31 protein-coding genes and 1 pseudogene are annotated in these 25,460 nt (G+C 39.0%); 2 read left to right on the forward strand and 30 right to left on the reverse strand.

All coding sequences use genetic code 11. From position 1 onward, the window contains the following. Positions 1 to 6 precede the first annotated feature (6 nt). From comA to HT698_RS07880, 27 genes are all read right to left on the reverse strand, one after another. Positions 7 to 2,160: a peptide cleavage/export ABC transporter ComA gene (gene comA, locus HT698_RS07765; protein ID WP_173219025.1), complete on the reverse strand. Its 2,154-nt coding sequence runs from the start codon at positions 2,158 to 2,160 to the stop codon at positions 7 to 9. 309 nt (positions 2,161 to 2,469) lie between these two features. Beyond that, positions 2,470 to 2,658: a hypothetical protein gene (locus HT698_RS10365; RefSeq protein WP_033680983.1), complete on the reverse strand. Its 189-nt coding sequence runs from the start codon at positions 2,656 to 2,658 to the stop codon at positions 2,470 to 2,472. 496 nt (positions 2,659 to 3,154) lie between these two features. Next, entirely contained in the window at positions 3,155 to 3,361 is a 207-nt protein-coding gene (locus HT698_RS07770; protein WP_173219508.1) for a bacteriocin immunity protein, read from the reverse strand. A 78-nt stretch (positions 3,362 to 3,439) separates the two neighbouring features. Then, the gene (locus tag HT698_RS07775; protein WP_173219505.1) at positions 3,440 to 3,619 is read right to left on the reverse strand and encodes a hypothetical protein; all 180 of its coding nucleotides are present in this window, start codon (positions 3,617 to 3,619) and stop codon (positions 3,440 to 3,442) included. An 80-nt stretch (positions 3,620 to 3,699) separates the two neighbouring features. After that, entirely contained in the window at positions 3,700 to 3,915 is a 216-nt protein-coding gene (locus tag HT698_RS10370) for a bacteriocin immunity protein (protein ID WP_240147170.1), read from the reverse strand. Positions 3,916 to 3,918: 3 nt separating this feature from the next. Next, a complete protein-coding gene (locus HT698_RS07780; RefSeq protein WP_173219503.1) occupies positions 3,919 to 4,086 on the reverse strand; it encodes a class IIb bacteriocin, lactobin A/cerein 7B family in 168 nt (55 codons plus the stop codon). Positions 4,087 to 4,322: 236 nt separating this feature from the next. Further along, complete coding sequence (locus HT698_RS07785) at positions 4,323 to 4,517, reverse strand: class IIb bacteriocin, lactobin A/cerein 7B family (protein ID WP_000180815.1); 195 nt, start codon at positions 4,515 to 4,517, stop codon at positions 4,323 to 4,325. Between the two features lie 34 nt (positions 4,518 to 4,551). Continuing rightward, positions 4,552 to 4,707, reverse strand: a complete 156-nt coding sequence (locus HT698_RS07790) for a hypothetical protein (protein ID WP_001004584.1) — start codon at positions 4,705 to 4,707, stop codon at positions 4,552 to 4,554. Positions 4,708 to 4,718: 11 nt separating this feature from the next. Then, positions 4,719 to 4,847, reverse strand: a complete 129-nt coding sequence (locus tag HT698_RS07795) for a smi_0059.1 family bacteriocin-like peptide (RefSeq protein WP_000658223.1) — start codon at positions 4,845 to 4,847, stop codon at positions 4,719 to 4,721. 491 nt (positions 4,848 to 5,338) lie between these two features. Beyond that, entirely contained in the window at positions 5,339 to 6,385 is a 1,047-nt protein-coding gene (locus tag HT698_RS07800) for a DUF6287 domain-containing protein (protein ID WP_050261356.1), read from the reverse strand. 29 nt (positions 6,386 to 6,414) lie between these two features. After that, on the reverse strand, positions 6,415 to 7,644 hold the full coding sequence (locus tag HT698_RS07805) for a CAP domain-containing protein (protein ID WP_173219500.1): 1,230 nt from the start codon (positions 7,642 to 7,644) through the stop codon (positions 6,415 to 6,417). A gap of 198 nt (positions 7,645 to 7,842) precedes the next feature. After that, entirely contained in the window at positions 7,843 to 8,430 is a 588-nt protein-coding gene (locus HT698_RS07810; protein WP_173219497.1) for a recombinase family protein, read from the reverse strand. A 604-nt stretch (positions 8,431 to 9,034) separates the two neighbouring features. After that, positions 9,035 to 9,160 (reverse strand): PncF family bacteriocin immunity protein, encoded by a 126-nt coding sequence (locus HT698_RS10495; protein WP_007284823.1) that lies wholly within the window; start codon positions 9,158 to 9,160, stop codon positions 9,035 to 9,037. Between the two features lie 2 nt (positions 9,161 to 9,162). Continuing rightward, complete coding sequence (gene blpU, locus HT698_RS07815) at positions 9,163 to 9,393, reverse strand: bacteriocin-like peptide BlpU (protein ID WP_173219511.1); 231 nt, start codon at positions 9,391 to 9,393, stop codon at positions 9,163 to 9,165. A 192-nt stretch (positions 9,394 to 9,585) separates the two neighbouring features. After that, the gene (locus tag HT698_RS07820; RefSeq protein WP_001055966.1) at positions 9,586 to 9,786 is read right to left on the reverse strand and encodes an SPPN_00645 family bacteriocin-like peptide; all 201 of its coding nucleotides are present in this window, start codon (positions 9,784 to 9,786) and stop codon (positions 9,586 to 9,588) included. A gap of 240 nt (positions 9,787 to 10,026) precedes the next feature. Further along, positions 10,027 to 10,209, reverse strand: coding sequence for a class IIb bacteriocin, lactobin A/cerein 7B family (locus tag HT698_RS07825; RefSeq protein ID WP_000435077.1), 183 nt, complete (start codon positions 10,207 to 10,209; stop codon positions 10,027 to 10,029). A gap of 110 nt (positions 10,210 to 10,319) precedes the next feature. After that, the gene (locus HT698_RS07830) at positions 10,320 to 10,460 is read right to left on the reverse strand and encodes a hypothetical protein (RefSeq protein ID WP_001004581.1); all 141 of its coding nucleotides are present in this window, start codon (positions 10,458 to 10,460) and stop codon (positions 10,320 to 10,322) included. A gap of 11 nt (positions 10,461 to 10,471) precedes the next feature. After that, a complete protein-coding gene (locus HT698_RS07835) occupies positions 10,472 to 10,600 on the reverse strand; it encodes a smi_0059.1 family bacteriocin-like peptide (RefSeq protein ID WP_000658223.1) in 129 nt (42 codons plus the stop codon). A gap of 620 nt (positions 10,601 to 11,220) precedes the next feature. Then, complete coding sequence (locus HT698_RS07840) at positions 11,221 to 11,952, reverse strand: response regulator transcription factor (RefSeq protein ID WP_020900480.1); 732 nt, start codon at positions 11,950 to 11,952, stop codon at positions 11,221 to 11,223. Then, a complete protein-coding gene (locus HT698_RS10375) occupies positions 11,949 to 12,764 on the reverse strand; it encodes a GHKL domain-containing protein (protein ID WP_226946482.1) in 816 nt (271 codons plus the stop codon). The genes HT698_RS07840 and HT698_RS10375 overlap by 4 nt, the downstream gene beginning before the upstream one ends. A gap of 564 nt (positions 12,765 to 13,328) precedes the next feature. Then, positions 13,329 to 13,475, reverse strand: a complete 147-nt coding sequence (locus HT698_RS07850) for a smi_0057.1 family bacteriocin-like peptide (RefSeq protein WP_000425304.1) — start codon at positions 13,473 to 13,475, stop codon at positions 13,329 to 13,331. 152 nt (positions 13,476 to 13,627) lie between these two features. Beyond that, complete coding sequence (locus tag HT698_RS07855; RefSeq protein WP_173219491.1) at positions 13,628 to 14,797, reverse strand: N-acetylmuramoyl-L-alanine amidase family protein; 1,170 nt, start codon at positions 14,795 to 14,797, stop codon at positions 13,628 to 13,630. Positions 14,798 to 14,909: 112 nt separating this feature from the next. Beyond that, positions 14,910 to 15,761 carry a C40 family peptidase gene (locus HT698_RS07860; protein ID WP_240147171.1) on the reverse strand — a complete coding sequence of 284 codons (852 nt, stop codon included), beginning with the start codon at positions 15,759 to 15,761 and terminating at the stop codon, positions 14,910 to 14,912. A gap of 284 nt (positions 15,762 to 16,045) precedes the next feature. Further along, positions 16,046 to 16,279 (reverse strand): acyl carrier protein, encoded by a 234-nt coding sequence (locus tag HT698_RS07865; RefSeq protein WP_173219484.1) that lies wholly within the window; start codon positions 16,277 to 16,279, stop codon positions 16,046 to 16,048. A gap of 5 nt (positions 16,280 to 16,284) precedes the next feature. After that, positions 16,285 to 17,277 carry a phosphate acyltransferase PlsX gene (gene plsX, locus HT698_RS07870; protein ID WP_084851730.1) on the reverse strand — a complete coding sequence of 331 codons (993 nt, stop codon included), beginning with the start codon at positions 17,275 to 17,277 and terminating at the stop codon, positions 16,285 to 16,287. Further along, the gene (gene recO / locus HT698_RS07875) at positions 17,274 to 18,044 is read right to left on the reverse strand and encodes a DNA repair protein RecO (protein ID WP_084851729.1); all 771 of its coding nucleotides are present in this window, start codon (positions 18,042 to 18,044) and stop codon (positions 17,274 to 17,276) included. Before recO ends, plsX begins: the two co-directional genes overlap by 4 nt. Beyond that, positions 18,041 to 19,210, reverse strand: a complete 1,170-nt coding sequence (locus tag HT698_RS07880) for a pyridoxal phosphate-dependent aminotransferase (protein ID WP_045616604.1) — start codon at positions 19,208 to 19,210, stop codon at positions 18,041 to 18,043. Before HT698_RS07880 ends, recO begins: the two co-directional genes overlap by 4 nt. Before the next feature lie 479 nt (positions 19,211 to 19,689). Between HT698_RS07880 and HT698_RS07885 the strand changes: the two genes are divergently transcribed. Next, complete coding sequence (locus HT698_RS07885; protein ID WP_173219481.1) at positions 19,690 to 20,700, forward strand: YeiH family protein; 1,011 nt, start codon at positions 19,690 to 19,692, stop codon at positions 20,698 to 20,700. A gap of 175 nt (positions 20,701 to 20,875) precedes the next feature. On the opposite strand, the gene HT698_RS07890 is transcribed toward HT698_RS07885, so the two are convergent. Together HT698_RS07890 and polA are read right to left on the reverse strand one after the other, a co-directional pair. Further along, the gene (locus HT698_RS07890; protein ID WP_173219478.1) at positions 20,876 to 21,313 is read right to left on the reverse strand and encodes a CoA-binding protein; all 438 of its coding nucleotides are present in this window, start codon (positions 21,311 to 21,313) and stop codon (positions 20,876 to 20,878) included. Positions 21,314 to 21,397: 84 nt separating this feature from the next. Then, positions 21,398 to 24,031 carry a DNA polymerase I gene (gene polA / locus HT698_RS07895; protein ID WP_173219475.1) on the reverse strand — a complete coding sequence of 878 codons (2,634 nt, stop codon included), beginning with the start codon at positions 24,029 to 24,031 and terminating at the stop codon, positions 21,398 to 21,400. Positions 24,032 to 24,177: 146 nt separating this feature from the next. On the opposite strand from polA, the gene HT698_RS07900 reads away from it, so the two are divergent. Continuing rightward, positions 24,178 to 25,149 carry an Rpn family recombination-promoting nuclease/putative transposase gene (locus tag HT698_RS07900; RefSeq protein ID WP_173219473.1) on the forward strand — a complete coding sequence of 324 codons (972 nt, stop codon included), beginning with the start codon at positions 24,178 to 24,180 and terminating at the stop codon, positions 25,147 to 25,149. 152 nt (positions 25,150 to 25,301) lie between these two features. On the opposite strand, the pseudogene HT698_RS07905 reads toward HT698_RS07900, so the two are convergent. Continuing rightward, positions 25,302 to 25,460: pseudogene (locus HT698_RS07905) on the reverse strand (choline-binding protein A); the annotation flags it as partial.

Genomic DNA, 25,460 nt, shown 5'->3' on the forward strand with positions numbered 1-25,460 from the left:
CTCTTTCTAGCTATTCACCAAATGGGCGTAAAATCCACCCTGTGCAAGCAAATCAGCATGCTTTCCTTCTTCGACAATCTTGCCCTGATCCAAGACAACAACCTTCTCTGTCCGCTCAGCAATAGTCAAACGGTGAGCAATGAAAATCAAGGTCTTGTCTAAAGCCATGAGATTATCGACAATTCGCTTCTCTGTCAAAATATCCAAACTGCTGGTCGCCTCATCCAAAATCAAGACCGGCGCATCTGTCAAGAGAGCACGCGCCAGAGCAATTCTCTGACGTTGACCACCTGATATTCCTGCCCCATCCGAAGTCAATTCTGTCTGGTAATTCAGTGGCATGCGCTCAATGTCCTCCCGAATCTCTGCCAACTCGACCGCCCGTAAGATATCCTCTTGAGTCGTCCCTTCCTTGGCCCCAAGGAGAAGATTCTCCAAAATCGTTCCGTTAAAGACATAAGGCTGTTGAGGCAGATAGTTGATATACTGACGCAGAGCCTTTTTATCAATCTGATTGAGATTGACACCACCCAGACTAATCTCTCCCTGACTTGGGTCGTAAAAATTAACCATCATCTTGGCCAAGGTCGTCTTACCTGACCCTGAAATTCCCACAAAAGCCACCTTAGAACCTTGGGGAATGGTCAAATTGATGTCTGACAAGACATCTCGACCATAGCCATACTTGTAGTAAACCTGCTTGAAGGTCATATCTCCCTTCATCAAGCTCAGATCCTCAACTGTTTTCTTCTCCTCAAACTCAGAAGCTACCAGATAAACCTCATTCAGACGGTTATTGGCAACCTGCGCAGTCTGAAGTTTGGTTTGCAGATTGATGATATTTTCCAAAGGATTGGTAAAGTAAACCAGCAAGGTATTATAGGTAATCAACTGCCCCAAACTCATCTTGCCATCCATAACCAGAACAGCCCCCATCCAGAGAATGCCGACATTGAGCAAGAGATGGGCAACCTTTTTCAGAGCCTTTTGCTGACTCTCTGCCCGACTATAGGTAAAAGATTTTTTCAGATAATCCACAAATTCCTTGTCAATCTTTTGGTAACGCTGACTTTCACTGGTCAAGGACTTAATAGTCTCAATACCGTTGATGTCCTCAATGATAGAAGAAGACAGAACCGCATTGGCTTCCATGGTATCCCGATTCATCTTTTCAAACGGCTTCATAAAGGCAAAGATAATCACTGTGTAGATAGGAAGTGCCAATAAGGTCATGAAAAAGAGATTGGTATTTTGTGAAAATAAAACAAGAGAAATAATGACAACCGTTGACACATCTAGGAAAATCGAAAGAATGGTCGAAGCCAGCGCATCGATGATACTGTTAGCATCTGTGAAACGAGACACGATTTCCCCTGTCCTGCGTGTCGCAAAGAAGGACATAGGCAGGTGAAAAACATGCTTGATATAGGACAAAATCACATCAATCGACAAGCGTTGCCCCAAAACAAGTAAGAGATACTCCTGAGCGTAAGACAAAATCTGCTGAAGAATATAGACGATGACCAGCCCAATAGAAATAATCCCCAGCGTCGAACGCATCTGATCTGGCACATAGGTATCAATGATAGACTGCAGATAATAAGAACCCACAATGTTAATCAAGGTTACCAAGAGTGTTGCCAAAACGATATTGGCAATCAAGCCACGCTGCTTCACTAATATAGGGATAAAAGAGAGCAGGCCATTCTTTTGATCCTTATGAGGCTTATAGTCTGGACTAGGTGCCATAAAAAGAGTCACTCCTGTCCATTCTTCCGCAAAACGCTCACGTGGCAGTTTGGTCAATTTCACCCCAGGATCTGGATCGGCAATATGAATGCTATCCTTATCCTGCCCAGTCACCACATAGTAGTGGAGCAATTTCCCTTCCTTAAGCACATGGGCAACAAAAGGAAAAGTCAAATCTGGCAAGTCAAAAAGCGTCATATCCGCCTTAATTGCTCGCGTCTCAAAACCAATCTCCTCTGCCACCTTGACCAAGCCCAAAGCCGTAGTCCCATCCATGGTCGTCTTGGCCAATTCTCGCAAGTGAGCCAAAGAATAATAGCTACCGTAGTAGCCAAAAACCATGGCTAATGAAGCTACACCGCAGTCCATCTGATCCACCTGCGGACGATAGTGACGTTTCCCAAATTTCATATTCATCTCCTTTTCCTAATACTCAATGAAAATCAAAGAGCAAACTAGGAAACTAGCCGCAGGCTGCTCAAAACACTGTTTTGAGGTTGTAGATAGGACTGACGAAGTCAGTCACATATATACGGCAAGGCGACGTTGACGTGGTTTGAATTTGATTTTCGAAGAGTATAAACTCATCTGATAACAACTATCTTACCCCAATCCTCAAACAAAAACTGGACTTCCTTCCCAAATGCGCCTATCTCCCTCCCAAATGCACTTTTAGGATAAAAAAATAGGCAGAACAAACGTCACGCCTAAAATATATATTTATTTCTTTTTCTTCCTAATTCTTTTGTCAATCATATATAAAACGATAATCGAAAACAGCGGTGGAACAATATAACTCTTTTCACTCATTGTCAGCTGAAATCCCAGAGTTGCTAGTATCTTAAAGATGAAAATATTCATCAAAAATAGAAAAACAAATACTAAAAAATATTTTAAAATCTTATTCATTTTTTTCTTCAACTCTCCTAATTTCTATAACTATTTTATCAAAAATACATGTAATACTCAAGGAAAATCAAAAAGCAAACTAGGAAGCTAGCCGCAAGCTGTACTTGAGTACGGTAAGGCGACGCTGACGTGGTTTGAATTTGATTTTCGAAGAGTATAAAACTCCAAATAAACACCTCAACTACACTTTTTTTGGCAAAAAATAGGCAGAACAAACGTCCTACCTACTAAAAATATGCTATTGAAAGGGAAATGATTTTTTACTGACACCCTAGGCAAGCTTGGAACAAATAAATCATTGATAGTAACCTTTACGACATCCTATTTAAAGTTACTTCAATTTTTAATGTCCCTGCTATTTTTAAGCCGCCTCTGGTATGATCTATTCATAGTCAGAATAGATAACACCGTTCTAAATTACGATTCATAGTTACTCCTTTTGTTGATTCGTTACTATAAGACACCTATTCCCTATAGAGCGTCTACTGCTTCAAATTTATCTATTCTTTTTTTCTTTACTTCTATATAAAAGAATGAAGACCATCATAAATAATGCAATCGTTGGTATATTGAAATTATCAAAGCAAGTAGGTAAAGATACTTTATTCATGTCAGCTACTAATCTGATGATGATATAAGACATTGAACTAAGTAATACCATAATTTCAGGCCAAACTTTCAGTATTGATTTAACAAATTTCATATTAAACTCCAATGTGATGCATTCTTAGATTCTACCCTAGCCATTTTCAGCTCAGACTAACAAATCATTCTTAGCTGCTCACTCTACTTGCTTTTTATTGGCCTTATATCCTAGATAAAAGAGCCCAAATAAAACGGGGTAAATTTCTGGATAAAATAGGGTATTGATTGGATTTTTCAACATCAAATACGTTACGATGTAGATTATGAGCGATACGGTAAAATAACCCTCAGCAAAGCCTAATAAAAATGTTTTCATAAGAAACTCCTAATTACCTGACAAGAATGGCGGAAAAACGCTACCATTCATATGCACAAAATCCTTTTGATTCATGTTCTTCATTTATAGTTTTGATTATTTTTTGACAAATCTTTGCGAAAAATACCAAAATATGCTGAGAAAAGCAACCCAACTAAAGTCCCTTGCCAATTAAAGGATACTAACGAACCTGTACGAATCACATGAAGCGCGACATTAAGAATTATTCCCAACAAAGGAAATATAGTGGCTAGTTTAGGTAACAATGTATTGAGATTAAGGTTGCGACTGTTCATTATCTAACGCCCACGACGAGCAAAATCTGAACCAAATTTGTAACCAGCATTAAAAATTTGTACAGCAGCATTCAGTACTCCTGCAATCCCAACTGCTTCCACAAGACCAAAACCACCTTTTGTTCCCACTAATTCATCGTCAGATAATTGATAAAATTGTTCTAAGTTCATGTTCGTCATTACTCCTTTGTATTATATTTTATTGCTATGTAAATGATTAAAATGAGTATTGGATAAGTAAATACTTCTGAAATATCCATAAAATTTATACTATACTGTCCAGATAATATTTTATAGTCAATTAAAATTTGAACGATAGTAAAAATAATACGTAGCGATAACAATACCCCTAGTAATATCACTTCTTTTTTTAAAAACATAGAAATGCCTCTCTGACTATAATCAGATTATGGTCTATTCGCATAATACCCCAAAGCTGCTCCTCCAGCAAAAAGCGCTGCTGCTCCACCTGCTACTGCTGCACCTATCTTCCAGATAGACACTCCGGCGATTACAAGAGGCAATGCTCCCCCATCCACATCCATCAACTCTTCTTCTGTAAGAGCTACAAAGTTCTGTTCCATTTTGTCAAAATTTGTCATCTTTTTTCTCCTCTTGTTCTATTTTTTCTAAATCTTATCTTCTAAAAAATGGGGTTCCAATAAATATACCGCGTAACAATAGACCTGTAATTAGACCCCGTTGATAACTTTCCTTGCTACCACCCACCAGCAAAGCTAAGTCGCTCTCCTTTAATACTTCAATAGTATACTTATCATTCATTTCATTCATCTCTTATCCTCCTAAAAACCAAAACCTCTACGAAATCCAATGTACCAATCTGCAAGGGTCTTCACCCAATTTTCTCCACCTTGAATATCGGTCAATTCTTCCGAAGTTAGCTCAACAAATCCATAGTAATGTTCTTTCATTATTTTATTCCTTTCTTTTTTCCTCTTACTTATCTATTCGAAAAACAATTCGAAAATGTACAACTAATTAAATTTATTTGAAAAATAATTTAGTAAACCATGGATAGAAAATTGGTAGATACATGAAGCAAACTCCTTTCCTTTTCCTCTCACTTATTTATTCGAAAAAGAATTCGAAAATAAACAACTAAATCAAAATTTATTTGAAAAATAATTTAATGTACCATGAATAGAAAATTGGTAGATACATAAACCAGACTCCTTTCTTTTTCCTCTTACTTATCTATTCGAAAAAATTTTCGAAAATGTACAACTAAATTAAATTTATTTAAAAAATAACTCAGTCAACCATGGGTAGAACATTGATATAAACATGAACTAGGCTCCTTTCCTTTTCCTCTTACTTATCTATTCGAAAAGGAAGTCAAAAAAATAAGAATATCAGAAAATTTTCCGACATTCTTATTGATAAATTTGTAAGTCTATTAAAACTATTCTACCTTGTAAAAAAATCCCTCGGTACTACCATTGATAAGTTGGTGTCCAAACCATAAGCGGTCTTGTGTAATATCAGACGAGTCAGTATAGCCATTATCTGAAGAAGAGGTGACAGACATGGTTATAGGGATTCCTGCTGGTAAAAAGGCAATAGCTGCACCAGCACCTCCATCTTTAGAAACAGAATTTGCCTTAAGATAGTGGTCAATTTCTTTAGCATGTTCAATTGAAATTTTGGACTTATCACTTACTAAACCATTTTTGTCGAAAGTAAATTCAATACCTGAACGATTCCTCCAAGTTCCTGAGACACTAGAAAAATCTCCATTTTGAATTGCAGAAATATCCATCCCTTTACTTTCTGACGGAAAGGAAGATTCTTCACTTATGAGACTTGTGACAGATTTCCAAGAGAAAGATCTTATGTCAAGGGAAGGTGGTTTTGTGCCCAGTCCCTCTTCTGTATCTGATTCGATAACTAAGTCTAATCGTGTTCCATCCTGATTGAACTTGTATAGTTTAAGTTGGATTTGATTAATAGATACTCGGGTAGATAATTGGAAATAGCCATTTTCTAAAGGATTAAAATGTACTCGCTCTCCAATAAAGTCCAGATTGTTTTCTGCATTGGTCAGTCGAATAACTTCGTCATTTTTAAGAGTTCGAATATCTAATAAATCGTAATAGTTAGAATCCGTTTTAAGGGCAACCAAAAGTTCGTCCGTACCATTTTGGTCTAAATCATACAAGCTGTATTGTAGTCCAGAGTATTCTTTAGGATAAGTATTTTTTAAGTTTGCTTTTGAATTGAGCTCTTTAGGTGAAGCTGATGAATCATCTAATACTTTGGCATATTCTTTAAGGACAGGATTATATAGGGTGTAATCATTTTTCTTCTCTTCTGATGTGGAAGTAGGCGAACTGCTACTAGAAGTAGTTGTTTCAGAACTTTCTGAGGAAGTGTTTTTACTCTGAGGTTGGCAAGCTGTTAAAATGGAGATAGCTAAAATACTGATACTGAATAGAAATAATTTTTTCATATGTTTAATCTTACAATTTGAAATTGTTTTTATACCCACTCACCGTTGTAATTGACACGATAACCGTCAGGTGTAGTTGTATTGATTGCGAGTGCACCAGAGCTATAGGCATAGTACCATTTACCAGATACCTTCATCCAGCCTGTTTTCATAGCCCCTGAGCTATCAAGATAATACCAGCTACCATTATCTTTGAACCAACCAGTCTTCATAGCACCTGAACCGTCGAGATAGTACCACGTGCCGTTGTCTTTTATCCAGCCAGTTTGCATCCAACCTGAACTATCGAAGTGATACCAGATATTATCTAATTTTGCCCACTGATTGTAAGGGTAAGACCCATCAAGTTGCATAAACCACCAACGAGAGCCCGATTGTCGCCAAAAACCCATACCCCTACCAATATCTTGCATTTGAAAAAAGAAACCTGGTTTATTAGTCCCGTTAGACTTACCTTGTTTTGTTTTCTTACTGGTATGAGTTCCGATAGCCTTCAAATCTTTGTCAAAAAGATTCGCCTTGGTCGCAAATGTTTGAATTTGAGAAGAATCGACTTCTGTGTATTGAATGGCTTTTCCATAACCGCCAGCTAATTCTTCAGAGCCACCAGATGCTGTTCCGAAACTTTGTGCAATGGTAATCCAACTATTTTTAGGATTCTCAAAGGCTGCAAGTCCCATATAAGTTAATTCTGGATTGATTAAGGATTCGTAGTGTCCAGTTTGACCAGAGACACTTGCCCCACTACGAGATTTAACATAATCGGCTTTTTCCTCATACCATTGATTAATAGCTGTCATAAATCCGTCATAGTTCCAAGCCAAGTTTTCTGCTAGGGAGAAATTTCCTGAAGACCAGGCACTCCAAATATCTTTATTAGATAAACGTTTATGATGCCTGGTTACAGAAGCTTCTGCTGCCCGAACGAAGGCTGTTTTTTCTAGTTCAGTTGACCATTTGATCGGAACATAGCTAGTAACTAGACCTTCATCTGCTGCCTCTTTTCGAATAGCATTGATACGATCTAAGATAGCCTGTTTATCTGGCGTTAAGAAAGTCCCTTCAATCCCAACTAGAGTAGTACCAGAAGAAGTACTAGTGACCTCAGAGTTTAAGATATTGTAGGATTGACCATTGATTGCTTGAGTGGAAACCAGCCTATCATTAGCAGCTACTGATTGTGATGTAACAATTCCTACCCCAAGAAGTGATAGAGCTGAAATCGTTGCAAGTGTGAACTTTTTAGCTTTGGTGTCCATTTCGTGTCCCCCTATTTTTATTTATTGTAAAATAATCAGTTTGTCCTAAAATCTAGACTTTTTTGGACAAACTTGATAAAATGAAAGTGTAATAATAATTGGTCAAAATGCTGGATTTTAGAACCTTTTTTCTAACGAAAACGCTTCTAAAATAGACTGTATTTTCTGTCCAAAAAATCCTAGGTTTTTTGACAAGAACTATGAATTTTTTATCCAATTATGAAAGGTGCTTTTTGATACTCCTAAGATGTCTGCACCTTCTCGTAAGGTTATTTCTTTTTTCTTATATTGAGCTATCACATCAGGGAAATTATTCGGGACAACCAATTTTGGTCTACCGAATTTCTTCCCTTTTTTCTGTGCTTCCCGTATTCCTTCCATTTGTCTTTGTTTGATTTGTTCTCTTTCAAACTGTGCCACATAAGATAGGACTTGTAAAACGATATCGGAGATTAGTTTTCCTGTGATATTATCATTGCTATTCTTTGTATTTAATAAGGGGAAATCTAAAACAGTTATATTTACTTTCTTTTTCTTAGTAATTGCTTGCCATTGTTCTAAAATTTCATCATAGTTTCTTCCCAACCTATCAATTGATTTAATAACCAATTCATCATTCTCTTTCAAGGTAGCTAATAATTTTTGATATTCCATTCTGTCAAAATCTTTTCCTGAAACGTAATCAATAAAAATATTTTCTTTTGATAATTTGTTTTCTACTAAGGCTGAAAATTGCCTATCAATATTTTGTTCTTTTGTAGATACTCGAACATAACCGTAACGCATAAAAACTCTCCTTTTTACACTTATTGTAAAATATAAAAAAGGGCAAAATGCCCTCAAGGAGTAGTGTATTCAACTTCTAGCAATTATATATTAGTTCAAACTGGTTCATCAAGCCTTAAAAGTATGTAAAAAATCACAAACTAAGACCTTCTTCATTCCTTTTCTTCAACTTTCCTAATTTCTATGCCTATTTTTTATCAAAAATACATGTAAAACTCCAAATGATGCAAATAGACACTTCAACTGTACTTTTCAGCAAAAAAATAGGCAGAACAAGCGTCCTACCTACTAAAAATATGCTATTGAAAGGAAAATGATTTTTTACTGACACCCTAGGCAAGCTTGGAACAAATAAATCATTGATAGTAACATTTGTGACATCCTATTTATTACTACAATTTCCAATGTCCCTGCTATTTCTAAGCCACCTCTGGTATGATCTATTCATAGTCAGAATAGATAACACCGTTCTAAATTACGATTCATAGTTACTCCTTTTTTTGATTCGTTACTACAAGACTCCTATTTACCTGATAAGAGGAGAGATGGTCCTCTTTACATGTGCAAGATAATTTTGAATCAGATTCATCATTTATCGTTCTGATTATTTTTTGACAAATTTTTCTGTTTTCTTCTCCGAAGACTTTAAAAATTTTTTTCTAATTAAATCATCCATATAAGGACCAAATATACCAACTACTAAACCAATAATAAAACTTTTAAAATCCATAATTACCACCAACATGTCGCTGCATATGCCACACCTCCAAGTATAGCTCCTCCCGCAGCACCAGTTGCTGCACCTTGCCATGTTCCTGTTTTAATTCCTAGCTGAAGACCTCGTGCTGCTCCTCCTCCAACACCTGCTTTGGCAAAATCTCCCCAATTGCATCCGCCACCTTCAAGGCAAGCAAGCATCTCAGTATCCATAAGTTCAAATTGTGACATCGTTTTTGTATTTATAACGAATACCTCTTTTTTATTTTTAATATTTGTCTTGTTACAAACTTGATAAGTTTGGTATAGCAGTGTTTATTAAATTGTTTCATCCAAATCTTGAATTACTGAAATAATCATTCCCTGTATTCCTCTTATTTATCTATTCGAAAACGAATTCAAAAATATAATATATGATATTCATTTTAATAAACTATATTAATAAAATGCATTGTAAACATTTCGCCCAAATGATCTACCAGCATTATAGATACCACCGAAAAATCTTCCCGTACTATCAATCACTTTGTGGACATCGATGTTAATATTACCTCTCCATGACACTCGACCACCCTCTACTGTTGCCAAATCTTTTTCTGTAAGACTTGTAAATTTTTCTTCAATTTTTATCATATTCATTATGTCTGTTCCTCTTTATCTATAATTTTTTATTAAAACAAATAATTGTAAATTGTTTCGCCAAACTTCTGCCCCGCCCAATAAACCGGTCCTAAAAGTAATGTCCCTAAAGCATAAATCCCAACTACTCCAACTATGAAAATGAATACTTTTACAGGAATTGACTGCAAACTGTAAAAATTCTCTACCCTAGTAATCCAACTTTCTATTATGCGTTCCATTAGCGCTCATCCTTCCCTGTTAACGTCCACGACGCTTAGCATGTGCTCCTGAAGCACCATCTACCGCACCCAATAAAAATGTTCCTGCAATTGCGACTCCTCCAACTACTACCAGACCAAATAGCAAGCCTCCTTCTACATCGGCCAATTCCTCATGACTCATTACATGAAAATTATTTTCCATATTTTTAATTTGTTCCATCTTATTCTCCTTTTTTGATTCTTAACAATTGAAAAAGGTAGTTATTTGTATTTCCTTTTTCATATATTCTGTTCATTGTTGTAGGTAAGCTTCACTCTCTAAATATTATCTTAGAATCCAAATAATGCACGACGTAAAATGAACCCCACCATTAAACCATGTTGGTAACTTGCCTCACTACCACCCACCAGCAAGGCTAAGTCGCTTTCCTTTAATACTTCAATAGTATACTTATCATTCATTTCATTCATCTCTTATCCTCCTAAAAACCAAAACCTCTACGAAATCCAATGTACCAATCTGCAAGGGTCTTCACCCAATTTTCTCCACCTTGAATATCGGTCAATTCTTCCGAAGTTAGCTCAACAAATCCGTAATAATGTTCTTTCATTATTTTATTCCTTTCTTTTTCTTCTCACTTATCTATTCGAAAAAAATTTCAAAAATGTACAACTAAATTAAATTTTATTTAAAAAATAGCTCAGTGAACCATGGGTAGAACATTGATATAAACATAAACCAGGCTCCTTTCTTTTCCCTCTCACTTATCTATTCGAAAAAAATTTCGAAAATGTACAACTAAATTAAATTTATTTGAAAAATAATTTAATGTACCATGAATAGAAAATTGGTAGATACATGAAGCAAACTCCTTTCTTTTTCCTCTTACTTATCTATTCGAAAAAAAATTTCGAAAATGTACAACTAAATCAAATTTTATTTGAAAAATAATTTAGTAAACCATGAATAGAAAATTGGTAGATACATGAAGCAAACTCCTTTCTTTTTCCTCTTACTTATCTATTCGAAAAAGAAGTCGAAAATGTACAACTAAATTAAATTTTATTTAAAAAATAATTTAATGAACCACGGATACAAGATTGGTAGATACATAAAGCAAACTCCTTCCTTTTCCTCTTACTTATCTATTCGAAAAAGAAGTCAAAAAATAAGAATATCAGAAAATTTTCCGATATTCTTATTGATAAACTCATTCAAATCTAACAGATACTAGACATTAAGATGTTTTTTAAGTGTTCTTCTGGCTGTTCGCGATACGGGGAAGTGCAAGCCTTCTAACAAGGTCACTTCTGTGGCAGTCATCTCTTCAATGGCCTGTAAACTGACTAACGTATTGCGATTGGCATAGACAAAGTAATCTTTTTCAGCCTTGGCAGCAATATCCTTGAGACTGCCATAAATGGTCTTGATAGAATGATTGGCATAATAGACCTTGATACGATGAGATTCCACTGAGGTTTCAAAGGCTAAAATCTCATGGTAGGGCAGAGTAAAGCCCCGTCTTCCCTCAAAACTATAGGTGAAGAGACGCATATTTTCCCTCTTATCTACTGCCAGTACATAGTCCAGACAGCGCTCCAGCTGATGACGGTAATCCTCCTCAGGCTGATCCTTGGAAATAAAATCCAAGGCAGACAAGTGATAGCGAAAAGCTAGAGGCAAGGCCTCCGAGTGCGTGGACACAAAGACAATGCTTGTAAAGGGATCTCGCTCCCGAACCTGTTGAGCAACCTGAAAGCCCCGTTCACGCTCTCCATCAATCTCTAAATCTAATAAATAGAGCTGGTAATGGTCAAAATACTGAGAATACTTTTCAACTTCCCCATAGTTTTTGGCAATATCAATTTCCAATCTCAAATTGCGAGAGCGACCGATATCTAGCAAAGTCTGCTCTATCCGTCCCTGCTGAACTCTATCGTCTTCCAAAACTAAAATTCTCATTCCTCTCCCCCTCGTTTCTCATCCTTAAATGGTAATTCTAAATCTTGTCTAAAAGTCGTCTCTCCTAGCTGGGTATCTAAGTTTAAATCATAATGAAAAACCATATCCTCCAAGGTCGCTAAACCCAGTCCACTGTGGTTTCCCTTGGTAGAGTAACCCTTTTGACTGAGAATGATGGGATTCAGTTCTTCTTTCTTACGAGTGTTTTCAATGATAAAACGGACACTCCTATCACCTGCCAATAAAGCAACCCGAATCTGCGGATTTTCCGCCTCACTGGCTGCCTCTAAGGCATTTGTCGTGAGGATAGAGAGGATACGGATAGCCTCCAACATCGGCAAATCCAGCTCTTCGACAACCCCCACCGTCTCCAAACTAAAATGAATTCCCTGATTATCTGCCACAATCATAGCTTTTGCCAAGGTATTGCGAATGGCTATATCATGGATATTATGAAGATTAAAGGCCGTGTAATCTGCCTTCCTCAGCTTTTCATTTGTCTTTAAAAAGACATCTTGATAAATGGTAGACACCTCAGCCATATCTTGATTCGCTATGGCAGGCTCCATGCTAGCGACAATCCCTGCAAAATCATGACGGAAACCTCGAACCTCATCATAGAGATGACCCAACTTATCCACCATCCCTTGCAAGGAACGATTTTCTTCTTCCTGTCTCTGAATGGTCTGCTCATCACGATAAACCTGCTCTAAGTGTCTGATATAAAAGAGCCAGGAGAAAAAGAGAATGAAAATCAGGAGAGAAATGGTCGTGTCAAAGCGAACGTAAAAAGAACTATTTCTATTGGTCATGAACGAAGAGAATATCCTAAATCCAGTCAGAGGTAGGATAATGAAAAAGCTCTTACGATAGTGGGTTTTAAAAGTATCTGAAAAGAATAAATCCAAATCCAAAGACCAACGCTTCATAATTTTACAACATAGAAAGATTGATAATAAATCAAATATAGATATATATAAAGTAGAAAACGAATCTACGAAACAACAATGCTCACCAGATAATACACGAATCCAAATTGTCAAAAATAAATAACGAATACTTTGAAAGAAGAGAAAAAGATACAGAGAAAGAAAAAGAGATTCCCCTTTTCCCTTGTGCAATACTAATAAAAAAATACAGTAAAAGTAGATAAGAACTCCTATATGAAATAATTCTCCAAATGTTTGACGAGCAGATAAACTAATTAAAAATATAAGTATCCAATAACGTTTTTTATAAAATTCTGGGGAAATTTGAGCGCCCAAATAAATAGTAGGAACTATGGTTGAAACGACTACCAACAGTAGATATATCACAGAAAATAAGAATTCTAAAATAAGCATAAATAAATCTAATCTCTAACTAATACTGTGAATTTAAGCAACGTGTCTACCCGTACCAAATAATTTATTGCACCATTTTACAGTATCTTCAAAAATCCCTCCACCATTCACTTCCTCCAAAACCTCTGGGGTTAACTCTTCAAATTGTTCCAATTCTACAAATGTGTTTTTCATTTCCATGACAGACTCCTTTTCATTATTTTATAGATAACTCTATCCCCTGCTCCATCTACAAAAGGCTTTAGTTTCCTTTTAAAATACAAGAAATCTAAAGCCTCCTGAAAATGGTATATTGGTTAGAGCGTTAACGATTAGTTGTGAAGATGTTATTTTTATTTAACCACAACCACTTTATAATATTCGTTTGAGTGTGGAGATTCAATCTTAATTTTTTCACCATATAAACCATCGATTTCTTTATCCAGATAATCTGAAACTCCTGATGGCAAGCGTTTCATCTTAAGAATTTCACCAGATTGATCCGCATAGGCTAGGATGTGATAGTGGGTTGTAGCCATACCATCATCAATCAATACAAAGTAACCTGTTTTGAGCTTACCTTGCTCATTTTCTAAATAGTATAGTTTATTGTTATTGATTGTAAAGTGGGTAGCTCCAAGACGAAGTCGTGCACCTGGATTTTCTAAATAGACATCATTGCCAACTTTTTTAATCTCTGAATAGGTTGTCATTGCTGGGATATTAACCACACGATGTCCATTTTCATCAAAGTAGTAGCGATTTGGTAAGTTTTGGAAGTTCTGTACAACTGCCTTAGGATCAATTTCTTGTCCTTCTTCTTTATTATCCACTAAAGCTAAGGTAGTATTTGCAACCTCATCTCCATATTTATTAGAAAACTTCTTGAACTCTGGTCTGATATACCAAGCATTTTTTTCAATAATAACATCGTCACCTTTAGCATTTAGCAAATATTCTTGCCCATCTCCAAGTTTGACAATATCATGAATATTGTATCCAGCATCTTTTCTATTTGCTAGATAGCCATCCTTACCAATGACATAACTTTCCCCATCACTGGCTGGAACAGCTCTATCTGCGACCATAGCACCTGATTTTTCAAAGTAAGACCATTTACCATCTATGAACTCCCAACCTGTCATCATAGAACCACTAAAATGAAGATAGTACCATGTAGACCCTTCTTTGTACCAACCTGTACGCATGGCGCCACTACTTGCGAGCGAATACCATGTGTTACCTTCCTTGTACCAGCCAGTACGCATAGCTCCACTATCTGCTAGTGAATACCATGTATCACCGTCTTTGAGCCATCCTGTCTGCATTTTACCAGTGCTGTCGAAGTGATACCATGAGCCAGCATTTTGTACCCATTTATCCTTAGCTAGACTGCCATCTTGAGAAAGATTCCAGTCAGCACCATTTTTAACCCAAGTATCTGCAGCCTGTGCTTGGTTGATAGATAAAAGCAAACCAGCACCTACAAGCAAACCAAGTGTAAGTAGTTTAGATTTTTTCATAGCCATTTCCTCCTTTATTGAATAGCTATAAGAGGGCTTCCCCTCTTTATTTAGCTATATTCTAATACTTTTCATTGTCAAAGTCAATAATATTGTGAAAAATTAGACAATATTACCAATATCTACGAATTGTATTTTGAGTAATACCGTATTGATTCATATAAGAAACATATTGACCTGGATATGGAGCATGAACTACCTTTCCACCACCAACATAAATACCTACGTGGTCATTTGTCTCTTCACTATTATACAAAATCAAATCTCCAGCTTGTTGAGAACCATTACTTACATAACTTCCTCCTGTTGCTTGACCATAGGTTACTCTAGGAATACTAATATCAAACTTAGCATGAATAGCCATCGTAAATCCTGAACAATCTACGCCACTATTCAAATCTGCCCCACCCCAAACATATGGAATTCTTCCTACAAATGTCTCTGCGTATTCACCAAGAGCTTGCCCACGATTTTCTACCCATACACCACTGTCTCTAAAGAAGTATGGTGTACCATTCACACGTTGATAACCAGTTACCATAGCACCACTAGCAGATAAGTAGTAATAATTACCATCAGGTTGAATCCAAGTATTTTCTTTCATCCATCCTTGGTCATCAAAATAGTACCACTTGCCATCTAATTGTTCCCAATTTTTAGCATACCCACCTGAACCGTATTTAAACCACCATTTACCATTGGTTTGCATCCATGTTCCTTTCGGATCACGATATTGATTGAAAGCTTTCTTCTCTTGATTTCCCTCTGCTTGGGTTTCTTTATCTTCAAAACCAATCAATTTTACTTGATCAGCTTCTTCAGCTTTTATCTTGCCTTGATTAACTAATTGAGCAATCGCTTCTTTCTCACTTGCTGATGGGGAATCAGCATAGGCTACCGTAGTATTTGCTAGGAGAACGCCTCCTGCAAGAACTAACAAACTAGAATAAAGATATTTTTTCATCATAAAAATCCTTTCTTTTTCTCCTTTTTGGAGATTGATTTTTTCTGACTTTATTATATCCCTTATTTCTCCTCAGATTTCTACTGTCCCTAGAAAGACTAAATCTGTTCCTAAACGGTCACTTATACTCAATGAAAATCAAAGAGCAAACTAGGAAGCTAGCCGCAGGTTGCTCAAAACACTGTTTTGAGGTGGCAGATAGAGCTGACGTGGTTTGAAGAGATTTTCGAATAGTATTAAGCCAAATAAAAAATTCCAAAGCAAATGCCTTGGAACTCCGATTGCTATTTTCCTTGAATGATTTTAACCACATCTCCTACACTTTGGAGTTGGTCAATTTCCTCATCGCTGATTTCGATATTAAATTCATCTTCCAGCGTCAAGATAAACTCCATCAAGTCAACTGAGTCAGCATCCAAGTCGTCTTTCAGACTCAAGGATTCTGTCACGACAAAGCCCTCTCCCTGTCGCTCTTGGATAATGGTCACAATACGGTCAAAAATTTCTTTTTCTGTCATCTCTTTTATTCTCCTGAAAATTCACGCGCAGTCTGGGCAACTACGTCTGTTTCTAGCATAGTACGAATCTGGCGAATCGTACTATACACAGCCTTGGCATCACTTGAGCCATGAGTCTTGACAACCGGTGCCTTAACACCAAACAAGACTGCTCCACCAACATCTGAATAGTTGAGTTGCTTTTTCAAACCTCTAAGGCTATCCTTGAGAAGAAGAGCACCTAGTTTCGCTCGAAGACCACCACCTGTGATAGCTGTCTTAAGCAAGCCCATGATACCCATGGCTGTCCCTTCAATAGATTTGAGCACAGCGTTTCCCGTGAAACCATCTGCCACAACAACATCCGCAACGCCATTCATCAAATCACGCGCTTCCACGTTTCCGACAAAATTCAAGCTTTCATCAGCTGCTAGCAAGGCGTAGGTTTCCTTACGAAGGGGATCACCCTTGCTGCTTTCTGTTCCATTGTTGAGCAAACCAACACGTGGTTTCGAAATCCCACGAACATTTTTCGCATAAAAGGAACCCAAAACAGCGTATTGGTGCAGATGATGGGCTGTATTTTCCGCATTGGCTCCAAGGTCTAGCATGTCAAAGCCTTTGCCATCAATGGTCGGTAAGGTCGACATGAGTCCAGGACGGTCGATATTCTTGATACGACCTACAATGAAGAATCCTGCAGCCAACAAGGCACCTGTATTCCCAGCCGAGAGGACAGCGTCTGCCTCTCCTTCTTTGACTGCCTTAGCCGCTAATACCATACTGGCATTTTTCTTCTTACGAATAGCTTTTGTAGGTTCATCATCAAAATCAATCTTCTCATCCGTATGGATAATGCTGACACGTTCTGTCGCTGTTAGATATTGCTTGATTTTGCTTTCGTCTCCATAGAGTTGAACCTCAATATCTGAAAAGTTAGCCAGGGCTTGATTGACACCCTCAACGATAGCTTGAGGTGCATAATCGCCCCCCATAGCATCTACTGCGATTTTTTTCATTTGTCTTCCTCTTTTAGTAATTGTCCCCAGTCTGCTAGGGAATCAATAAATTTCTTTGATTTTAGGTGAATTCCAACATACTCTTCGTAGATTTGGTCTATAAACTTGCGCAAGTCTTGCTTGATTTCGGGCTTGAGCGAAATGGTCTCCAAGGTCTCAAAATCAATGGCTTGAAATTGATTGAGTAGATAAGGGATATTGGGATTGAGATGGCAACGTCTCTCATCTTCATGATAATGCTCTGGGCAGAGGCAGGCTCCATATTTGAAAGAAAAGTCAAAAGCCTGACCGATCCGATGGCAAAAGACACACTCATTAAAATTAATGCTAATCCCAAATCGGGTCAAGATTTGAATTTCAAAAATATTGGTCAAAACCTGATAATCCAAACCCTCTTCCATCAACTCCAAAGTCTTTTGCAAAAAAGTAAACAAGGGAGCATCCTGCTGGTTATCCTGCAAACTAGCATCTGCAAGAGCAGCCACATAGGTCGCATAGGCCATGACAAAGAGATCACTATTAATCTTGGGAAAGGTCATCACCTCATGGTAGTCCTCGATATAGCTGAGCCCATCATCATTGATTCGTAAGAGAAATCGCGCCAACACCAAGGGTTGAATAACCGGAGCTAGTTTGGACTGACCAGCGTGTTTGACGAAAAACATGCGCTTGCCAGCCTGCTCGGTAAAAATCTTGACTAACTTGTCATCCTCACGAAAATTACGATTGTAGAGCACCAAGCCTTGACTCGTGATAGACTGAATCATGCTTCTCTCATGTACTCCTCAAGTCGTTTCATGGCTTCTTTGATAGTCTCCATGCTAGCTGCATAAGATAGGCGAACATAGCCTTCTCCGTAGCGTCCAAAGGCGGCACCAGGGATAAAGGCAACTGCCTTCTTCTGAGCAAAATCCTTCAGAAAAGCAAAGGAATCTTGATTGTAGCCAGCAGGAATCTTAGCAAAGATATAGAAGGCACCGTCTGGTTTAATAATCTCAAAACCAAGAGCAGTCATTTTCTCGATAATATAATCACGACGCTGGATGTACTCCTTCTTCATAGGCTCCGCGTCGTTTTTACCCGCCGTCAAAGCCTCCACCGCAGCATGTTGAGCCATAGTGTTTGCGGCAGTTACCAAGTACTGGTGACTCTTGATTAACTGAGCTGTAAAGGCCACAGGAGCAAAGATAAAGCCTAAACGCCAACCTGTCATAGCATGAGACTTAGATAAACCATTGATAATAATAGCCTGATCTCTCAGCATAGTTCCCAAAGATACATGGGCTTCGCCTGTATAGGTTAATTCTGAGTAAACCTCATCACAGACAACGAAAATCTCATACTTGCGTAAAACGTCCGCCAAGGCTTCCAACTGCTCCCGACTATAGGTAATTCCTGTCGGATTGGCTGGATAGTTGAGAATGACCGCCTTGAGCTTGTCGCCTTGCTCCAAAATGGCCTTTTCCAACATCTCAGGAGTCAAGACAAAACCATTTTCAGTCGTATCAATCTCGACAACCTCTGCCCCAACTAGATTGACAATCGGCTCATAACCTGGATAGGCAGGAGCTGGCAAGAGCACCTTATCTCCCTCTTCCAAAATAGCTGTCAAAGTAGCCGATAAAGCCTCTGTCGCCCCAATTGTAACCAAGATCTCATTTTCAGGATTATAATCTAGCTGGTATTTTTCTTTTACAAAATCACTGGCTGCCTGACGTAATGTTAACAGACCACTCATCCCTGTATAGTAGGATTGGTTCTGGTCGATGGCCCGCTTAGCCGCTTCCTTAACATGATCTGGCGTTGTAAAATCAGGTTCCCCCAAGGTCAAACGCAGGACCCCAGGAATCTCCGAAATAGCCTGGTCAAACTGGCGAATCAACGAAACTTGAATCTTATCTAATTGTTTATTAAAGCGCTTAGTTAAGTCCATAGATACCTCCTACTCTCAAAACGTATCTCTATTATACTACAAAAGCCCCCCGACCGCAAAAATACATTAGAGAATAACGCTAGCATGACAAATTGAAGTATGTTAAAATGGATTTGTCGCAACTCCACTAACGAACTTAGTTTGGAGGTGAGTTTTTGCTAATCTTCGTTACAGTTATTCTAGCACCATTACTGATTACTATTACCGGTAATGTCATTTCTGAGTGGATAGTCAGAAAGTGGTTAGATAAGCGCGACAAAAAAATATAACCTGAGTTTAGTTTTAATGTAACTGGACAAAAAGAAATACCAGAGGTGGAGCTCTGGTATTTTTGTTTTTGCCAAGACTTCGTTACAGTTCTTGTAGGATTATTATTACATAATTAGCACTACTTGTCAAATAATTGTTAGCTCCACTTTCTATTTGACTTTTCCTGTTTTTATGTCTACAATGGTAAAAGATTTTATTTGGAGGTTTTTATGTCATTTCTATCAAAAAATGGAGCAGGTATCTTGGCCTGCCTTCTCATTTCTATCGTATCTTGGTACTTAGGAGGATTCTTCCCTGTCATTGGCGCGCCCGTTTTTGCCATTTTCATGGGAATGCTCCTACATCCCTTTCTCTCGTCTTATACACAACTGGATGCGGGATTGACCTTTAGTTCCAAGAAATTGCTCCAGTATGCCGTTGTCTTGCTTGGTTTTGGTCTCAATATCTCGCAGGTCTTCGCAGTTGGCCAATCTTCACTCCCTGTCATCCTGTCCACTATCTCAATAGCTCTGATTATTGCCTACTTCTTCCAGCGCTTCTTTGCACTGGATACAAAACTGGCTACCTTGGTTGGAGTAGGTTCTTCAATCTGTGGTGGCTCTGCCATTGCAGCGACAGCGCCCGTTATTGATGCTAAGGAAAAGGAAGTAGCCCAATCCATTTCCGTTATCTTTTTCTTCAATGTCTTGGCTGCGCTCATCTTTCCAACCCTCGGCACCTGGCTTCATCTATCCAATGAAGGCTTCGCCCTCTTTGCAGGGACTGCGGTCAACGACACTTCCTCTGTAACGGCTGCCGCCAGCGCTTGGGACAGCCTTTACCAAAGCAATACCCTCGAGTCTGCAACCATTGTTAAACTCACACGTACTTTGGCCATTATCCCTATCACGCTCTTTCTATCCTACTGGCAAAGTCGCCAACAAGAAAACAAGCAAAGCCTACAACTGAAAAAAGTCTTCCCACTTTTTATCCTTTACTTTATCCTTGCCTCTCTCCTCACTACACTACTCACCTCTCTAGGTGTGTCTAGTAGTTTCTTTACCCCTCTCAAAGAACTCTCTAAATTCCTTATTGTCATGGCCATGAGTGCTATCGGGCTCAAAACCAATCTGGTAGCTATGGTCAAATCCAGCGGAAAATCCATTGTTCTCGGAGCCATCTGCTGGATTGCCATCATCCTCACTAGTCTTGGTGTGCAGACCCTTATCGGCATTTTCTAACACTCTTCGAAAATCTCTTCAAACCACGTCAACGTCGCCTTGCTGTAGGTATGGTTACTGACTTCGTCAGTTCTATCCACAACCCCAAAACTGTGTTTTGAGCAGCCTGCGGCTAGTTTGCTCTTTGATTTTCATTGAGTATAACACAAAAGGTAGCCCATCAGCTACCTTTTTCTTATGCTTCCTTAATCAAGCGAGTATGTTCTCTTTTGATGCAGCGATTCATCACGATGTCATCGCATCCACCAGCACGCAAGATCTCTTCCGCTTCTAGATTTTCAAGTCCTAGCTGTGCCCAAAAAATCTTGGCATCAGCTTTGAGAAAATCACGCGCCATATCTGGCAAAAACTCACTGCGACGGTAAACATTGACAATATCTACAGGAAAAGGAATCTCTGCTAGACTAGCATAAGCCTTTTCACCCAATATTTCGCCACCTGCCGCCTTGGGATTGACTGGAATAATTTTATAACCCCGAGCCTGCATTTCCTTGGTCACTCGGTTGCTAGTTGTTTCCTCGCGGTCTGATAAACCCACTACAGCAAGGGTTTTACTCATTGTTAGATACTGACGAATCACGCCATCACTTGGATTGATAAATTCTTGACTCATAGAAATCCTCCTTTTTCATCAGTATAGCACATTTTGAAAAGGCTTGCATAATTCTACTACAAAAAAGGAGGACTAGCCCCCTTTTTATTTAGCCTCGTACCAGGTTGCCCCTTCATTCTCATCTGCGATGAGGGGAACACTGAGTTGAATGGCTTCTTCCATGGTTTGTTTGACCAATCTTTTCATCTCTGCCAATTCAGATTTAGGAACTTCAAGGACGATTTCATCGTGCACTTGTAACAGCATCTTAGTCTGATAAGCACCGGCAACCAAGGCTTTATCCAGCTGAATCATAGCAATCTTGAGAATATCTGCTGCCGAACCCTGGATAGGTGAGTTGATAGCCGTCCTCTCTGCGAAACCACGAATGTTAAAGTTACGCGAATTGATATCTGGCAACTCACGACGACGCTTGAAGAGGGTCTCCACATAGCCCTTATCACGCGCCTCACGCACCACTTCATCCATGTAGTTTTTGATGCCTGGGAAGCGTTCAAAGTAGGTATCAATGTAGGCTTTGGCTTCCTTACGGCTGATGCCCAGATTATTAGACAAACCAAAGTCTGAAATTCCATAAACCACTCCAAAGTTGACAGCCTTGGCATTGCGACGATCGTTTGCAGTCACATCCTCAGGACGTTCAATGCCAAAGACCCTCATGGCTGTCGAAGTATGGATGTCCGCTCCTTCTTGGAAGGCCTTAATCAAGTGCTCATCCTTAGAAATATGCGCCAAAACACGCAATTCAATCTGTGAATAATCAGAACTCAGAAGAACACTATCATCCCACTCTGGCACAAAAGCCTTGCGAATGAGACGGCCCTGCTCCAAACGCACAGGGATATTTTGCAAGTTTGGATCCACACTAGACAGACGCCCAGTCTGGGTCAAATCCTGCACATAACGAGTATGAATCTTGCCATCAGCCAAAATCCAGTCCTGCAAGCCAATTACATAAGTAGACTGAATCTTGGCAATCTGACGGTAGTCTAGGATTTTCTTAACAATCGGAGCAATAGGAGCCAGGCGCTCTAAGACATCCACCGCAGTCGAATAACCTGTTTTGGTTTTCTTAGTGTATTCTAGAGGAAGTCCCAATTTTTCAAAGAGAAGTACGCCCAACTGCTTAGGCGAGTTGATATTAAACTCCTCACCAGCCAGTTCGTAAATCTCCTGAGTTAGTTTTTCAATGACAAGCTCATTTTCAGCCTGCATCTCAAGCAAGGTTTCTTTTTTAACCTTAATCCCAGCGATTTCCATCTTGGCAAGGACAAAGGCCAGAGGTTGCTCTATATCATAAAGAAGCTCTAACTGCCCATTTTCGCTAAGTTTTTCAAGCAAAACAGGCTCTGTTTCGACCAACACAGCAAGCTTACGAGCCAAATGTTCCAAGAATTTCTCGCGTCCAGGAATGGCCTTCTTGACTCCCTTACCATAGAAAGTCTCATCATCAACCAAATAAGTCTGACCATAAAGACTAGCGATGGTCGCAATTTCATTGTCCTCCACAGTCGAAAGGAGATATTTAGCCAAACGGCTGTCAAAAGCAGGCGCCTGCAAATCAATACCCAAACGATTCAAGAGAACTTTAGCCTTCTTAAAGTCATAAACTCTCAGAGGTGTTTTTTCTAGAAAATCCTTAAAAATAGGCTCTTGCAAAAGCTCAAGCTTGTCTGTGGCATAGAGCTTATCTCCACAAGACCAAGCAAAACCAACCAAATCATCCGTATGGTAATTCTCACCAAAAAGCTCAAAATGGAAGATAGACTCTTCAGTCAGCATATCTTGACTGACTTGGTCACCGATAGTAAAGTCCAAACTCTCAGCCACATTAGCTGACGACACATTTAAAGCCTGCTTGAGCTGTTTGAAACCCATTTCATCGTAGAATTTCCCAAGATTTTCCACATCTGGACCACTATAGACCAAATCCTCCAAACCAATCTCAATCGGTGCCTTGGTATCAATGGTCGCTAGTGTTTTCGACAAAAAGGCCTGTTCCTTATCATTGATGAGATTTTCCTTCATCTTAGAAGCCTTCATCCCATCGATATTTTCATAAATACCTTCAAGCGAACCATGCTCCAGCAAGAGCTTGATACCCGTCTTTTCACCGATTTTGGTCACCCCAGGGATATTATCCGACTTATCTCCCATGAGCGCCTTGAGATCGATAAACTGAGTCGGTGTAATGCCCATCTTTTCCATAAGATATTCTGGCGTAAAGGCCTCAAACTCAGCCACACCTTTCTTGGAAATCTCAACCACCGTATGCTCATCCGTCAGCTGAATCAAGTCCTTGTCCCCACTGACAATGGTAATATCAAAACCATCCTGCTCAGCTAGTTTATCCAGCGTCCCAATGATGTCATCCGCCTCATACTGAGCCAACTCATAGTGACGAATCCCCATATGATCCAGCAACTCACGAATAAAAGGAAATTGCTCACGAAACTCATCAGGAGTCTTAGCCCGACCACCCTTATAGTCCGCATACATCTCTGTCCGGAAGGTCGTCTTTCCCGCATCAAAGGCTACTAAAATATGACTAGGTTCAACTCGCTCCAACAAATGACTCAACATCAACTGAAAGCCATAAATGGCATTGGTATGCAAACCAGCCGCATTCTTAAAACGGTCCAACTGCTGATAGAGCGCAAAAAACGCCCGAAAAGCAACAGAAGACCCATCAATCAATAATAATTTTTTCTTATCCATACACCCATTATAAAGGAAAGCACCAAAAAATACCATTGGGAAGAGCTAGAACAAGTATTTTTCACACTTTTCCGAATAAATAGATAGAGCCAGAGAATCTAGTAAACCTAGATTTAAAAATGTGCTATAATGAAAGGAGAAGAAATATGACTGTACGTCATCCGGGCATCAGTCCAACCAATGACTTGGTAGCTAAGAAAATCTTTAGCAATCCAGAAATCACTTGTCAATTTATTCGCGATATGCTGGATCTGCCAGCCAAAAATGTAACCATTTTGGAGGGAAGCAATATTCACGTCTTGCCTTCCATGCCGTACTCGGCCCAGGATTTTTACACTAGTATAGATGTTTTAGCTGAACTAGATAATGGAACCCAAGTAATCATTGAAATTCAAGTTCATCATCAGAATTTTTTCATCAATCGCCTGTGGACTTACCTGTGTAGTCAGGTCAATCAAAATCTCGAAAAAATTCGCCAACAAGAAGGCAATACTCACCAGAGCTATAAACACATCGCACCAGTATATGCTATTGCTATCGTAGATAGTAATTACTTCCAAGATGACTTGGCTTTCCATAGCTTTAGTATGCGCGAGGACACGACAGGTGAGGCTTTAACAATTACAAACAATGGACAAGAAAACCATCTAGTCAAGATGGCATTCTTGGAATTAAAAAAATATAGAGAAACCAGCAAAGACGAGGTTCGCAAGCCGTGGTTGGAGTTTTTCGGGAATAAACCCTTTACCCAAGAACCTGAGCGAGCTATCAGCCAAGCAGACCAACTGCTGGACTACAAGAGCTGGTCTGAGGAGGACAGGAAGATGTTTAGTCAACTACGTATGCGTGAAGAACAGGCATTGTTAGCGCAGGACTATGCCTTGGAAACAGCTAGGGCGGAAGGTATTGAACAAGGTTTAGAGCGTGGCCTTGAACGAGGACGAGCAGAAGGAATTGAACAAGGCCTAGAGCGAGGTCTTGAACGTGGTCGTGCGGAGGGGCTTGAACAGGGATTAAAAGTAGGTTTAGTAAATCTAGTCCGCCAAGGTCTCCTGACTTCCGAGGTTGCCAGCCAGCAATTGGGCATGACCGTCGCTGAGTTTGAGGCACTGTTATAAGATTATACAATCACTAATAACATAAAAGCGAACAAGAATGAAATATTGTCTTGTTCACTTTTTATTTTCTACTGTCCAACAAAGCCCTCACGCGATTATATACCACAAAAAAACAGGAGATTTCTCTCCTGTCATGATTCAACTATCTAAAATTAAACCCATTCACCGTTTCCGTTTACAGTGTAACCATTTACAGTAGTATTTACTGCAAGGGCACCTGAACCGTCAACATAGTACCATTTGTCTGAAACTTTAAACCATTGACTTACTTTCATAGCCCCTGATGCTTCAAGATAGTACCATGTACCATT

Source organism: Streptococcus sp. 3109 (assembly GCF_013276905.1).
Taxonomy (GTDB): Bacteria; Bacillota; Bacilli; order Lactobacillales; family Streptococcaceae; genus Streptococcus.

What these genes read in the sequence shown, in the direction of transcription:
- HT698_RS07810 (WP_173219497.1), bottom strand. Translation starts at nt 8,430, where the DNA reads ATGCGTTACGGTTATGTTCGAGTATCTACAAAAGAACAAAATATTGAT.
- HT698_RS07830 (WP_001004581.1), bottom strand. Translation starts at nt 10,460, where the DNA reads ATGAATGAAATGAATGATAAGTATACTATTGAAGTATTAAAGGAAAGC.
- recO (WP_084851729.1), bottom strand. Translation starts at nt 18,044, where the DNA reads ATGATTCAGTCTATCACGAGTCAAGGCTTGGTGCTCTACAATCGTAAT.
- polA (WP_173219475.1), bottom strand. Translation starts at nt 24,031, where the DNA reads ATGGATAAGAAAAAATTATTATTGATTGATGGGTCTTCTGTTGCTTTT.
- HT698_RS07795 (WP_000658223.1), bottom strand. Translation starts at nt 4,847, where the DNA reads ATGAAAGAACATTACTATGGATTTGTTGAGCTAACTTCGGAAGAATTG.
- HT698_RS07885 (WP_173219481.1), top strand. Translation starts at nt 19,690, where the DNA reads ATGTCATTTCTATCAAAAAATGGAGCAGGTATCTTGGCCTGCCTTCTC.
- HT698_RS07820 (WP_001055966.1), bottom strand. Translation starts at nt 9,786, where the DNA reads ATGAATATGATAAAAATTGAAGAAAAATTTACAAGTCTTACAGAAAAA.
- HT698_RS10495 (WP_007284823.1), bottom strand. Translation starts at nt 9,160, where the DNA reads ATGGATTTTAAAAGTTTTATTATTGGTTTAGTAGTTGGTATATTTGGT.
- HT698_RS07860 (WP_240147171.1), bottom strand. Translation starts at nt 15,761, where the DNA reads ATGAAAAAATATCTTTATTCTAGTTTGTTAGTTCTTGCAGGAGGCGTT.
- HT698_RS07900 (WP_173219473.1), top strand. Translation starts at nt 24,178, where the DNA reads ATGACTGTACGTCATCCGGGCATCAGTCCAACCAATGACTTGGTAGCT.
- HT698_RS07800 (WP_050261356.1), bottom strand. Translation starts at nt 6,385, where the DNA reads ATGAAAAAATTATTTCTATTCAGTATCAGTATTTTAGCTATCTCCATT.
- HT698_RS07785 (WP_000180815.1), bottom strand. Translation starts at nt 4,517, where the DNA reads ATGACAAATTTTGACAAAATGGAACAGAACTTTGTAGCTCTTACAGAA.
- HT698_RS07880 (WP_045616604.1), bottom strand. Translation starts at nt 19,210, where the DNA reads ATGGACTTAACTAAGCGCTTTAATAAACAATTAGATAAGATTCAAGTT.
- HT698_RS07855 (WP_173219491.1), bottom strand. Translation starts at nt 14,797, where the DNA reads ATGAAAAAATCTAAACTACTTACACTTGGTTTGCTTGTAGGTGCTGGT.
- HT698_RS10365 (WP_033680983.1), bottom strand. Translation starts at nt 2,658, where the DNA reads ATGAATAAGATTTTAAAATATTTTTTAGTATTTGTTTTTCTATTTTTG.
- HT698_RS10375 (WP_226946482.1), bottom strand. Translation starts at nt 12,764, where the DNA reads ATGACCAATAGAAATAGTTCTTTTTACGTTCGCTTTGACACGACCATT.
- comA (WP_173219025.1), bottom strand. Translation starts at nt 2,160, where the DNA reads ATGAAATTTGGGAAACGTCACTATCGTCCGCAGGTGGATCAGATGGAC.
- HT698_RS07835 (WP_000658223.1), bottom strand. Translation starts at nt 10,600, where the DNA reads ATGAAAGAACATTATTACGGATTTGTTGAGCTAACTTCGGAAGAATTG.
- HT698_RS07865 (WP_173219484.1), bottom strand. Translation starts at nt 16,279, where the DNA reads ATGACAGAAAAAGAAATTTTTGACCGTATTGTGACCATTATCCAAGAG.
- HT698_RS07770 (WP_173219508.1), bottom strand. Translation starts at nt 3,361, where the DNA reads ATGAAATTTGTTAAATCAATACTGAAAGTTTGGCCTGAAATTATGGTA.
- HT698_RS07780 (WP_173219503.1), bottom strand. Translation starts at nt 4,086, where the DNA reads ATGAACTTAGAACAATTTTATCAATTATCTGACGATGAATTAGTGGGA.
- HT698_RS07850 (WP_000425304.1), bottom strand. Translation starts at nt 13,475, where the DNA reads ATGGAAATGAAAAACACATTTGTAGAATTGGAACAATTTGAAGAGTTA.
- HT698_RS07775 (WP_173219505.1), bottom strand. Translation starts at nt 3,619, where the DNA reads ATGAAAACATTTTTATTAGGCTTTGCTGAGGGTTATTTTACCGTATCG.
- HT698_RS07825 (WP_000435077.1), bottom strand. Translation starts at nt 10,209, where the DNA reads ATGGAACAAATTAAAAATATGGAAAATAATTTTCATGTAATGAGTCAT.
- plsX (WP_084851730.1), bottom strand. Translation starts at nt 17,277, where the DNA reads ATGAAAAAAATCGCAGTAGATGCTATGGGGGGCGATTATGCACCTCAA.
- HT698_RS07805 (WP_173219500.1), bottom strand. Translation starts at nt 7,644, where the DNA reads ATGGACACCAAAGCTAAAAAGTTCACACTTGCAACGATTTCAGCTCTA.
- HT698_RS07840 (WP_020900480.1), bottom strand. Translation starts at nt 11,952, where the DNA reads ATGAGAATTTTAGTTTTGGAAGACGATAGAGTTCAGCAGGGACGGATA.
- HT698_RS07790 (WP_001004584.1), bottom strand. Translation starts at nt 4,707, where the DNA reads ATGAATGAAATGAATGATAAGTATACTATTGAAGTATTAAAGGAGAGC.
- HT698_RS10370 (WP_240147170.1), bottom strand. Translation starts at nt 3,915, where the DNA reads ATGAACAGTCGCAACCTTAATCTCAATACATTGTTACCTAAACTAGCC.
- HT698_RS07890 (WP_173219478.1), bottom strand. Translation starts at nt 21,313, where the DNA reads ATGAGTCAAGAATTTATCAATCCAAGTGATGGCGTGATTCGTCAGTAT.